10 protein-coding genes are annotated in these 12,196 nt (G+C 61.2%); 7 read left to right on the top strand and 3 right to left on the bottom strand.

Annotation, left to right across the window (positions count from 1 at the left end; genetic code table 11):
- Window positions 1–213: 213 nt before the first annotated feature.
- Window positions 214–981 carry a DeoR/GlpR family DNA-binding transcription regulator gene (locus V2B23_RS30295; RefSeq protein ID WP_430953610.1) on the bottom strand — a complete coding sequence of 256 codons (768 nt, stop codon included), beginning with the start codon at window positions 979–981 and terminating at the stop codon, window positions 214–216.
- 24 nt (window positions 982–1,005) lie between these two features.
- Window positions 1,006–3,258, bottom strand: a complete 2,253-nt coding sequence (gene pdxA, locus V2B23_RS30290) for a 4-hydroxythreonine-4-phosphate dehydrogenase PdxA (protein WP_430953609.1) — start codon at window positions 3,256–3,258, stop codon at window positions 1,006–1,008.
- Window positions 3,259–3,469: 211 nt separating this feature from the next.
- On the opposite strand from pdxA, the gene V2B23_RS30285 reads away from it, so the two are divergent.
- The 7 genes from V2B23_RS30285 to V2B23_RS30255 are packed head-to-tail and all read left to right on the top strand — an operon-like array spanning window position 3,470 to window position 10,467.
- Complete coding sequence (locus V2B23_RS30285) at window positions 3,470–5,047, top strand: ABC transporter substrate-binding protein (RefSeq protein WP_430953608.1); 1,578 nt, start codon at window positions 3,470–3,472, stop codon at window positions 5,045–5,047.
- 4 nt (window positions 5,048–5,051) lie between these two features.
- Window positions 5,052–6,056 (top strand): ABC transporter permease, encoded by a 1,005-nt coding sequence (locus tag V2B23_RS30280; RefSeq protein ID WP_430953607.1) that lies wholly within the window; start codon window positions 5,052–5,054, stop codon window positions 6,054–6,056.
- Entirely contained in the window at window positions 6,056–7,003 is a 948-nt protein-coding gene (locus V2B23_RS30275) for an ABC transporter permease (protein WP_430953606.1), read from the top strand. The genes V2B23_RS30280 and V2B23_RS30275 overlap by 1 nt, the downstream gene beginning before the upstream one ends.
- A gap of 3 nt (window positions 7,004–7,006) precedes the next feature.
- On the top strand, window positions 7,007–7,849 hold the full coding sequence (locus V2B23_RS30270) for an ABC transporter ATP-binding protein (protein WP_430953605.1): 843 nt from the start codon (window positions 7,007–7,009) through the stop codon (window positions 7,847–7,849).
- Complete coding sequence (locus tag V2B23_RS30265) at window positions 7,846–8,712, top strand: ATP-binding cassette domain-containing protein (RefSeq protein ID WP_430953604.1); 867 nt, start codon at window positions 7,846–7,848, stop codon at window positions 8,710–8,712. Before V2B23_RS30270 ends, V2B23_RS30265 begins: the two co-directional genes overlap by 4 nt.
- Window positions 8,712–9,671: an aldo/keto reductase gene (locus tag V2B23_RS30260; protein ID WP_430953603.1), complete on the top strand. Its 960-nt coding sequence runs from the start codon at window positions 8,712–8,714 to the stop codon at window positions 9,669–9,671. Before V2B23_RS30265 ends, V2B23_RS30260 begins: the two co-directional genes overlap by 1 nt.
- Before the next feature lie 34 nt (window positions 9,672–9,705).
- A complete protein-coding gene (locus tag V2B23_RS30255) occupies window positions 9,706–10,467 on the top strand; it encodes an HpcH/HpaI aldolase family protein (RefSeq protein ID WP_045071539.1) in 762 nt (253 codons plus the stop codon).
- A 63-nt stretch (window positions 10,468–10,530) separates the two neighbouring features.
- Here the strand turns inward: V2B23_RS30255 and V2B23_RS30250 are convergent, their stop codons facing one another.
- Window positions 10,531–11,955 (bottom strand): aldehyde dehydrogenase family protein, encoded by a 1,425-nt coding sequence (locus V2B23_RS30250; protein ID WP_430953602.1) that lies wholly within the window; start codon window positions 11,953–11,955, stop codon window positions 10,531–10,533.
- Window positions 11,956–12,196 lie beyond the last annotated feature (241 nt).

The following is a 12,196-nucleotide window of genomic DNA, read 5'->3' as shown; positions in this document are numbered from 1 at the left end:
TTCGTACAACCTCGTGTCACTCGCTGTGAAGCGGGAGTCGGTGTCCGTGTCGCTCTGACTTGGAATAAGTTACGCGACTGTTGAAGCCTTTAACAAATCGCCTGGTCAGAGCGAATACTCTTGCCATTTCCGCAGCTAGAGACCGTCATATCACTGTCAATTCACCGAAATTGCGCAAATGTGACGCCGGACACCGAAGAACGAGGGGTGGGCTCACACAATCTCGACACGTATTCCGGCGTCCTCGAACAATTCAACCTGCCGGGCGTCGACTGCGGAATCGGTGACCAGCACCGCCCCCGGAGGAATCGGGGCCCACGCGTGGAATGGCCGTTCCCCGAGCTTGGCGGAGTGCGCAAGTATGTAGACCTCGCCGGCGCGCTCGATCATCATTTCCTTCAACCGCGTCTGGTCCAGTTCTGCTTCACAGATACCCAGGTCGGCGGTCACGGCATCGGCACCGAGAAAGGCCTTGTCGAACGACACCCTCTGTAGTGATGCTTCAGCGAGTGGCCCGACAAAACCCTGGCTGAGCTGCCTCAATGTCCCACCGAGGCATTCGACTCGGACACCGTCAGCATCAGCCAGTGCTTCGAGCGCGGTCAAGCCAGCGGCAATAACCGTCAAATTCGTCACGTGACGTAAGAACTCGCCCATCGCGCCCACCGTCGTACCGGCATCCAAGAGGACGGTCTCTCCAGGCCGGACCTGCGCTGCAGCCCACTCGGCAATTCCCCGTTTTGCGTCGAACCCTTCCATTGCGCGCTGACGCAAGGAAGATTCCGGATGAGGGTTGAGTGCAATCGCGCCGCCGTACGTTCGGGCAATAACCCCCTGCGCGGTCAGCTGGCTCAGGTCGCGACGGATCGTGGACGCGGTCACCCCGAATTGAGCAGACAGATCCTCGACGCTGGCCAGACCGCTGGTGCGAGCGAGCCTCGCAATCTCCGACCGCCTCGCCTCCGACTCCCGGATGGCCATCGCTCCCCCTTCGAAACTCCGCGCCTACTTGGAAACGAATGTGCTAGTTGCCAATTCGGCTGCCTGTCGCAGCGCCTCGACCATACTACCGGCCTCGGCTATGCCTTTACCTGCGATATCGAAGGCGGTTCCATGGTCTACCGATGTACGAATGACAGGCAAACCGACGGTGATGTTGACGCCCGCTTCGATTCCGAGGACCTTGACCGGACCGTGCCCCTGATCGTGGTACATCGCGACGATCAAGTCGTAGTCGCCGCGTCCGGCCAAGAAGAATGCAGTATCCGCAGGCAACGGGCCGTGCACATCGATACCCTCGGCTTTAAGCAGTTCGACGGCCGGAATGATCTTCTGTTCTTCCTCCCCGTATCCGAAGAGTCCGTTCTCTCCCGCGTGCGGATTGATTCCACACACCCCGATCTTCGGCGCCGGATTACCCGTGCGCACCAAAGCTTCGTGACCTCGACGAATTGTCCGCTCGACCAGTCCGGGCTCGATCCGAGCAACTGCGTCGAGGAGCCCGATGTGCGTGGTCACGTGGATGACCTTGAGCTTGGGCGTCGACAGCATCATCGACACTTCCTCGGTGCCAGTCAGGTGCGCGAGCAGTTCCGTGTGTCCTGGGAAGATATGACCGGCTGCATGTAGTGCCTCCTTGTTCAGGGGCGCTGTGCAGATCGACTGAACTTCACCGCGGACAGCGAGTTCGCTTGCAACGCGGATGTACTGGTACGCGGCATCGCCTGCAACGGCAGACAGCTCTCCCCACGCCAGGTCCTCCGGCAGCAGGTCAAGGTCAATGACGTTGATCCGCCCGGACGTGAATTCGGCATCCTTGATCTCGTCGATCACGACCACGTCGACATCTATTCCGAGTACTTCAGCAGCCAGACGCAGGCGTTTCGCGTCACCGACGACTACCGGGCGGCAACGCTTTCTTGTCCCGTCGTCGAGTAACGCTGGAACGATCACTTCGGGCCCGACGCCGGCGCCGTCCCCCATCGTGACAGCGATCAGCGGCAGTGGGGCGGATTCGATGGGCATTACGTTGACCTCGTTGTCTGAAGGATTTACCGAAAGTGGACTGTGCGGAGTGACGGCCGACGCAGGGCGCGAGAGAAACTCCGTGATGGAAAGCAGACTGTCTACATCGCCGAAACTGCCCGGCCGCGTGACTATGTAGCGCCCCGTCGGATCGCTGGAAAGCACGGCGCCGTATTCGATTTCGCATACCGGCGACAGATGTTCGATGCCCAGTCGATCGAGAACGCTGCGTGCGGTTTCGCCGCCGGTGAGGACTAGATCGAGCGGGTGTTCGCGGCCCGCACGACTCACATCCACGGCCGCGATCAGTTCAGCCAGAGCAGATACCAAGCGGGCGGCCTCAGACGGTACGACCGGCCCACCAACCGAAACGACGACATTTCCGCCGTTGAGGGCTTCCAGGATCGTAGACGGCTCAGCCGAATTCGCGAGAAGATCGGCACTGTCCACGAGCACGTGGCGAATGCCCGACCCGCGAAGCAACGCCACCTGCTCAGCGGCGGAGATGTCCGCCGTCCCCACCACCGTCAAGCTGCTTCGCGAAGCACGCAGTTGCACAGCAGTATCCGACGATCGTGCTACCCGGCTTCGAGCGACGGCCGCAGTAAGCGCAGCCGTACCCACAAGCCTGGAGCGCGGAACCTCCTGCGCTGCAGCAACAATCGTGTCGAGATCTGCATCCGTTTCTACATCGCAGACGGCTACCGATCCGGAATCGGCGATCTCGTGGAGTATTCGAGGTAGAGCTTCGGACCGTACGACGACCAAAGGTACGTCGGTAGTGAGCACCGAATCACCGAGCACTTCGGCGATTGAATGCGGGGGTTGCATCGTCTCCGCGCGCCACAGAGAGGTGGCATGCAACGGAACACCGTCGACAAGTGGCACGCCATCGCGGACCATCCGTCCCAGTGCGGGGAGTCCGGCGGCGACAATGACCGGCGATCCGTCGCGCGTAAGTTCTGCAACCTCGGCAGCTATGTTGCCCCGGAGTAGAGAGTCGATCTTCTTCACGACGGCGAAACCCGCGACTGAATGCAGAACAGTACGGACGTCGCGCCCGGCCTGAGCGGGATCGGAACGACGAGAATGCAGGTCGAAGACGGTCACATCGCTTCCGTCCTGCGCGCCGGGGCGGAGCCTGAGCGATACAGCGCCACTTCGGGAAAGAAATCCGGCAGCCGATTCCGCGGCCCCCGACAGGTCATCTGCGATTACTACCAGTGGTTTCATCGATTACCTCGACCCCCTTTCGGTCTGAATCGAGTATGCACAGTCCCGCAATTGATGCGCGAAGTACGCAATTGAAGTTACGGGACTTGCGTGAAGTGCGCAACAGTGCCATTGTGAGCTGAGTTACAAGCGAGAGTCCGACACGATTGTGCGCAAACAATCCACTCGGAGCGTCGCCCCCACGCTGCCCGTCAGGATCGAAAGGTCACCGATGACCAATTCTCGTTTGCGAACACCACAGCTCTCCCGGCGCTCCTTCTTGCAGTTCACGGGACTGATCGGTGGCGCAACACTTCTTGGTTCGACGGCCGCATGCGCCGGCCCCACCGGAAAACCGACCCAAGACACACTCGTGCTCGGTCTCAACCGTTCACTCGTCAGCCTCGACAACAAACTCAACCAATTCGACGCCGCAGTCACGGCCCAACGAGGCGTCCGGCAGGGACTCACGCGTATCGGTGACACCCTGACCCCGCAACTGGTTCTTGCCGATCGGTTCGAGTCGACCGGGCCCACCGAGTGGACAGTTCGACTCCGCGAGGGAATCCGCTACTCCGACGGCACGCCCGTGGTCATCGACGACGTCACGACGGCCATGGAGATGTACCAGCAGGTCAGCGGATCGTTTGTCGCCCCGCAGTTTCCGGAGTGGCCCACCGTCGTGCCGATCGACGACCGTACGTTCATTCTTCGAACAAAATCCCCGGTGCCGGTACTGGACTCACTCATGTCGAATATCTTGATCACGCCGGCAGCCGCCAACGAACCGAATGAGCTGCAGAGCGGAGTTGGTTCCGGCCCGTTCGTCGTCAGCGAATCGAACCGTGGCACCGGCGATTACACGCTGGTCGCCAACGACAACTACTGGGGCCCAGCCCCCGGTGTTCGTCGAGTCCAGGTTCGCTTCATCCCCGAAGAGGCCGGCCGAGTGGTTGCGCTGCGCAGCGGTGAGGTCGACGTCATCGACTCGATCAGCCCGGATTCCGCGGAACAACTCGCAGACCTCCCTGGCGTCCAGGTCGATACCGTGCCGAGCACTCGAATCAACCAGCTGTTCTTCAACTTCCGCAAGCCCGCCGATCATCCACTGTCCAATCCGCGTGTCCGCGAGGCACTGACCTACGCCATCGACGGCGAGTCGCTCGCCAGGGACGTGCTGATCGGATCGGCAGTCCCGGCCACCGGTCCCGCACCGTCGACATTGGACGGAGCCGTGAAAACCGGCACCTACCAATATGATCCACAAAAAGCGCGGCAAATGCTCGCCGCCGAGGGCGCCGATGACCTGGAACTCACTTTCATCTGGGAAACCGGAGAGTTCACCAACGACGTATCGGTGATGGAATCGGTACTCGAGATGATGAAAGCAGTGGGTGTACGCGTCAAACTGCAGCAGTTCGAGCCGGGCGGCGACATCTCGTCGTGGCGCCAGGGCAAGACCGGGGACTGGGATGTCCTGGGTAACGGCTACGGCAATCAGACCGGCCTCGCGCTGACCACCCTGCAGGGCATGTATGCGGGCACAGCCGAGAAGGAAGCAACTCGCGACACCTATCACGGGTACGTATTTCCCGAGATCACCGCAAAGATCCAAGCCGCATCGAGCGAACCGGATCCGGCGCAACGTGCCGCTCTTCTCGACGCCGCGCAGCAGGACATCTGGAACACCTGGCCATGCCTGTGGAGTTTCGTCCCCAACGCCCTGCTCGCGAAACGCACCCGCGTTCAAAATGTTTCACTGACCCCGATCAACTCCTACGATCTCGGCGTCGTCCGATTGGAGGCCTGAGGCGATGACTCTCACCGCTCCGAAACCGCAAACCACGCTCGGAACCTCCCCGCGTCGACGCGTCACGATGAACCCGACGCTCAAATACGTGATCAAGCGTCTCGCCCAGAGCGCACTGACCATCTTTCTGACGCTCACCACAGTGTTCGTACTGATCCGCATGGCACCCGGCGACCCCGCCTACGCACTTGCCGGGCCTCTGGCGAGTACAGAAGATCTCGCTCAGATCCGCGCAGACATGGGCTTGGACAAGTCCGTCTTCTCCCAGTACCTGATCTACCTGTGGGATCTCCTTCACCTGAATCTCGGCACGTCGTACTCGTTCCAGGCACCGGCCATGGACGTCGTACTCGGCAGACTTCCGTACACCATCACCCTGGCCGTCAGTTCCATCCTGCTGACCGCCGTACTCTCGATTCCGTTGGGTGTGTGGATGGCCCGTCACGCGGACACACGACGCGAACTCGGCGCCAACGTCGTGGCCGTCGGCGGACAATCCATGCCGGAGTTCTGGAGCGGCCTGATGCTGGTGACGATCTTCGCGGTCTTGATCCCGGTGCTCCCGGCCGCCGGATTCACCACGTGGCCGTCGTTGATCCTGCCCACCGTCACGATCGCGATCCTCCAAATTGCGTTGATCTCCCGGATGGTTCGACGCGAAATGGTCTCGGCCTTCGCCTCCCCGTACATCACCGTTGCTCGATCACGCGGAGTAACGGAACGCGAACTCACCTGGCGATATGCGATGCGTAATTCGGCGATTCCGATCGTCACAGCACTGGGCACCAGATTTGCCGGAATGCTGAACGGCGTCGTGGTGGTCGAAGTCGTGTTCGCCTGGCCTGGTGTCGGCTCGCTGGTGGTCCGCGCACTCGAGACTCGCGACTACCCACTGATCCAAGCGACCGTACTCGTCACCGCCGTCCTGGCGGTACTCGTACAACTCGCAGTGGACCTCCTCTATCCCCTCCTGGACCCACGGGTACGCCTCGGAAAGGGCGCCAACTGATGACCACAGTCTTGGAACCACCCACAACACCGCGCCCCAGCGCAGTCACCGAGGCTGATTTCGCTCGCGCCGGAGCAACACGTCGTAAGCGAGACAGCCGCGTCAAGATCTGGGCCGGCTCGATCTGCGCACTCGTCGTGATCCTTCCCGTTGCGCTCGCCGGCCTTCTGCCACTGGCAGATCCGAATCAAACCAACCTGAGCCAGCGACGGTTGCCTCCGCTCAGCGAGGGCCACCTGTTCGGCACCGACCAACTGGGACGCGATCTTCTCTCGCGAATCCTGCACGGCGGGCAGGTGTCTCTGACAATCGGCATTCTTGCCGTCGTCGTGTCCGGCATCATCGGCGTCGTAGCAGGTTCTGCCGCAGGCTACTTCGGCGGTTGGGTCGACACGGTCATCTCGCGCTTGCTCGAGGCTCAGTTGTCCCTTCCGCTGTTGATGATGCTTCTTCTTGTCGTCGCACTGTTCGGTCCGTCCATCCCCGTGATCACGTTTGTCATCGCAATCGCGCAGTGGCCCGAAGTCGCGCGGTTGACCCGTTCCTTGGTGCTCGTCGAACGCGAAAAGCCCTATGTAGCAGCGGCCAGAGTCCTGGGTCTGACCCGCATGTCCATCCTCGTCCGCCACGTAATCCCGAACATCGTCAAGCAGGCGTCGCTTGTCGTCCTGTTGCTCCTCGCACAGGCCGTCCTGCTGGAAAGCTCGTTGAGCTACCTCGGCGCGGGACCTCAACGTCCGTTCGCAACGTGGGGCCGAATCATCGCCGACGGCCAGGACTACATCACCACCTCATGGTGGATCGTGACGCTGACGGGCCTGATGATCGTGCTGCTGGTGGTCGGAGTGAACCTACTCGGCGACGGTCTGCGCGATCGGCCGGCAGGATCGAAACGACTGGGCGCAAGCCTGTTCGGGCGTGGCAACGCCCAGAAAGTAAAGGCGTGAGACATGGGCAATCTACTTCGGGTCGACGACCTCCAGATCGAACTTGTCACTGCGAATGGCGTCATTCGAGCCGTCGACGGGGTGTCCTTCTGCATCGACGCCGGTGAAACCGTCACCATCATCGGTGAATCCGGCTCGGGTAAGTCGACGACAGCCATGGGAATCCTCGGGCTGCTTCCGGACGATCTCGCCGTCCTGTCCGGGAAGGCCGCATTCAAAGGCCAGGACATTCTCGGAAAAACGAAGATCTTGAACGACATTCGTGGACGACACATCGCTCTCATCCCCCAGGACCCGATGACGGCTCTGAGTCCCGTCCACACCATCGGCAGTCAGCTTCGAGAAGCGGTGCGCCACAGCGGCGTGACTGCGAAGAAACAGCAAATCGAGCGGGCGGTGGAACTGCTCGAGCAGGTACGCATTCCGTATCCGGATCGGCAACTCGACAAGTACCCGCACCAACTTTCGGGCGGAATGTTGCAGCGCGTCCTGATCGCCGGCGCCCTTGCCGCCGGCCCCGAACTGATCGTGGCCGACGAACCCACCAGCGCATTGGACGTTACCGTGCAGGCCGGGATTCTGGATCTACTGCTCGAGTTGCAGGAGCGCACCGGAATCGGAATGCTGGTCATCACGCATGACCTCGGAGTTGCCCGACTCGTATCCGATCGCATCTACGTGATGAAGGACGGACGTTTTGTCGAGACCGGCAGCGCCGACGTCCTCGTCGACTCACCACAAAGCGCCTACACACAAAAGCTTCTCGACGCCATACCGCACCTGGGGCCTTGGGACGGCGACCCCGCCACCGATACACGTTCAACTCAGATCGGAGCCTCGGCATGAGCACACACAACAGTCCGTTGCTTGCCGTCGAAGACCTCGTTGTCGAGTATCCGGTTCCCGACGGGGTTTTCCGAGCCGTCGATGCTGTGAGCTTCTCGGTGGAAAAGGGCAAGACCCTGGCCATCGTCGGCGAATCCGGATGTGGCAAGTCGACGATCGCTCGATCGATCGTCCGACTCCTCACGCCGACCAGTGGACGTATTCTCGTCGACGGCACCGACATCGCGCAGATGTCGGAGAAGTCGCTGCGCCCCTTCCGCTCTCGCGTCCAGATGGTGTTCCAAGACCCGTACGGATCACTGGACCCACATCTGACTGCCGAGGACATCATCGGAGAACCACTGCGGCTCAAGGGCGTCCGAAGCAAGACGGAACGCGCTAGGGCGGCGGCCGAGCTCGTCGACCGCGTGGGATTACCCAGCTCGGCATTGCATAGACGTCCGGCGGAGTTCTCCGGTGGGCAACGTCAACGCATCGGCATAGCCCGTGCACTTGCCAGCGGACCCGAGATCCTGGTGTGTGACGAGGCCACCAGCGCTCTCGACGTTTCGGTGCAAGCGCAGGTACTCGAACTCCTACGTGAAATCCAAGCCGATACCGGTCTGACGTACGTTTTCATCTCACACAACTTGGGTGTCGTCCGAGAAATCAGCGAGACCGTAGTCGTAATGTCCAAGGGCACCATCGTCGAAACCGGTTCCACAGAAACAGTTCTCGCCAGCCCACGCGAGCCGTACACCCGCGCACTACGAGGCGCTGCCCTCGATCCCACCACCATGGTCGGGATCAAACCACGGCACGTGGTGGCAGCCCTGTCCAAGAACTTGCTAGCCAAGCAGACCGAATCACGAGGAGTTGCCTGATGACCGCCCCACTCGAGCTTCCGAAACTGGTGCTCGGCACCATGACATTCGGAGACACCGTCGACATATCGGGTGCGGGCTCGATGCTCGACGCAGCACTGGACGCCGGCATCACGCATATCGACACCGCCAACGGATATGCGGGCGGTGAGTCCGAGCGCATGCTGGCGAAACCCCTTCACGGCCGACGCGATTCCATCACTCTGGCCACCAAGGCAGGAATGCCGCACCCCGATGCCGGTGACAACAGCCCACTCTCGGCAAAGGGGCTCAGGGCAAGCATCGAAGGAAGCCTGCGCAGGCTCGACACCGACTACGTCGACCTGTTCTATCTCCATCAGCCGGATCGAGCGGTATCGCTGAGCGAAACACTAACTACCGTCGCCGAACTGGTTGCGGAAGGAAAGATTCGCGCTCTCGGTGTTTCCAACTTCGCAGCCTGGCAAATCAGCGAAATCAACCACACCGCAGACACAGTAGGTGCGCCGAGACCGATCGTCGCACAACAGCTCTACAACTTGCTCGCACGTCGGATCGAAGAAGAATACGCAGAATTCGCGGACGTAACCGGACTGACCACCATGGTCTACAACCCACTCGGCGGCGGGCTGCTCACCGGGCGTCATACATTCGAGGAAAACCCCGCCGACGGCCGATTCGGCGACTCCCGTCTTGCGTCGATGTACAAGGAGCGATACTGGAACACACAGATCTTCGATGCCATCGCACAGCTGTCGGCGATCGCTGAACAAGCCGGGATCGCCATGACCGAACTTGCGCTCCGCTGGCTCGTCAGTAAGCCCGCAACCGGCCCGATACTCCTGGGCGGATCGAAGGTCACGCACCTGGAATCCAACATCGCGGCACTCCAGCGAGGCGCCCTCGACAATACGATCGTCGAAGAATGCGATCTGGTCGGAGCCGCACTGCGCGGCCCCATGCCCAACTACAACCGCTGAAAAACACCCGCCAACACCAAGAGAGACCCCCGCTATGTCTGCACAGGAATTCGCCGCACGTATCCGCGGTCGCGAACGCATCCTCGGTTACTGGTCCGTCATCGACAGCCCGATCTCGACCGAATGGATCGCACACGTCGGCTGGGACTACATCGCACTCGACATGCAGCACGGTCTGATCGGTTACTCGGGAATGGTCGCCGGGCTCACTGCCATCGACTCGTCGCCGTCCACCGTCGGCATGGTCCGAGTCGAAGCCAACAATCCAACTCCGATCGGGCGAGCACTCGACGCCGGCGCTGTGGGCGTCATAGTTCCCCTGATCAACAACGCCGAAGAAGCCGCGGCTGCAGTCGCTGCCGCCAAGTACCCGCCATTCGGCGTTCGCTCCTACGGGCCGATGCGCTCACAACTCCGGGTCGGCCCCATCCCCGCCGACGCGAACCGCGACACTGTTGTCTTCGCAATGATCGAGACTCCACAGGGCCTCGCCAACGTCGAAGAGATCTGTGCAGTACCCGGATTGGACGGCGTCTACGTCGGTCCGTCCGATCTACGAATTGCTGTCGGCGGCAAGCACTCCAACGATCCGGATGTGTCCGAGGAATTCGAAGCCGCGCTCACTCGGGTCCGTGAAGCAGCAGCGGCGGCCGGCGTCGCCGCCGGTATACATACCCCAGCCGGGCAGATTGCGGCGCAGCGTCTCGGAGAGGGCTACACCTTCGCGACCGTTGCCTCCGACCTCACCCACCTGGCAAACGTCTCGGCTCAACACTTGGAAGCCGCCAAGTCCTGATCCACGTACAGAAATGGCGATGGTCCCGTACCAAGTACGGGACCATCGCCATTCTCGAACAAACTATCGCTGAATTGCCTTGATCTCGAGGAACTCTTCAAGCCCGAACGTTCCTGCTTCACGTCCGATGCCCGACTGCTTGTAGCCACCGAACGGAGCATTCGTGTTGAACGCGCCGCCGTTCACCTCTACCTGACCAGCCCGCAACTGCCGTGCGACGCGATCCGCCCGATCGGGATCACCCGACCAGACACCGCCGGCCAGACCGTACTCGGTACCGTTGGCGATCCGAACTGCGTCGGCTTCGTCCTTGTATCCCATGATCGAGAGGACCGGCCCGAAAATCTCCTCGCGAGCAATCGTCATGTCCTCGGTGACATTGGAGAACACCGTCGGCCCGACGAAATACCCACTGGCCAGACCAGTTTCGCGACCGTCGACGACCGCGGTTGCGCCTTCCGACACACCCTTCTCGATGTATCCACGAACGCGACCCAACTGATTCGCGTTCACCAGAGGTCCAAGCACCGAAGTGGGCTGAGTCGGATCTCCCACGGGGAAATGCGCAGCGACCGCAGCAGCAATTGCAGCGGCCTCATCCACCTTCTCCGCCGGAACCAACATGCGTGTCAGAGCTGAACACGTCTGGCCCGAGTTTATGAAGCACTTTGCGACGCCATCCGTGACGGCCTTTTCGAGGTCGGCGTCGTCGAGGATCACGTTTGCGGACTTCCCACCCAACTCGAGTGAGACCCTCTTGATGGTGTCTGCTGCCACGATGGCAACGCGCTTGCCCGCACGCGTAGAACCTGTGAATGAGACCATGTCCACCTCGGGGTGGCCTGCAATTGCCTCACCGACAACCGGCCCGTATCCACTCACGAGGTTGAATACACCTGCGGGCAAACCGATTTCATCAAAAATGTCGGCAAGCGCATACGTGATCAGAGGCGCAACTTCGGTTGGCTTGAGAACTACTGTGCAGCCGGCTGCCAACGCGCCGCCTACCTTCAGGACCACCTGATGCAAGGGGAAATTCCAGGGCGTGATCGCGCCGACAACCCCAGCCGGCTCACGGACGATCAACGAGTTGCCAACCTCATGAGCGTCGAAGTCGTAGGTACGTGCAAGTTCCGCAAACGCGTTCAGATTCGCGAGCGGCATACCGATCTGTACAGGCTTCGCGAACCCCAGCGGCATACCCATGTCCGCAGACACCAGCGCAGCAAGTTCGTCGATCCGCCCGGCGATCAGCGTCGCAGCTTTGGACAAATACTCGGCGCGCTCGGCACCGGTCAACGCCGACCACTCGGGAAATGCTTTTCGTGCCGCAACAGCTGCGGCATCGACGTCGTCTGCAGTACCTTCTGCGACCTGAGCGATTACTTCCTCAGTTGCAGGATTCAGCACATCGATACGGCCGCTACCTGCCGATTCGATCCAGGATCCGTCGACATAAATCTTGGTGCGGTCGAGAATATCGGTCATCGAAGCCTCCAAAGTCATCACGCATGCGTTGGTGAGGGCCCGCGCTCTCCGCGCCGGGAACCTCCTCCGAGCCTAACCACGCTCGACGGGTTCCGTGGCAGGTTGGTTGCGCGATTGACGTTCGACTGATGACATCTACGGTGGGCACACACTTTTCGGTGATCGTGCGAACGGTACATTCGGTCGATCTGAGGCGACGGGCGTACCGTTCGCTCGATCCCGGGTGGTGTTTCGGGGACAC

Origin of the sequence: Rhodococcus sp. 24CO (genome assembly GCF_050586165.1) — a bacterium.
GTDB lineage: Bacteria > Actinomycetota > Actinomycetes > Mycobacteriales > Mycobacteriaceae > Rhodococcus_F.
The sequence above is the reverse complement of the archived record's forward strand: the minus strand, read 5'-3'. Positions and strand labels throughout refer to the sequence as shown.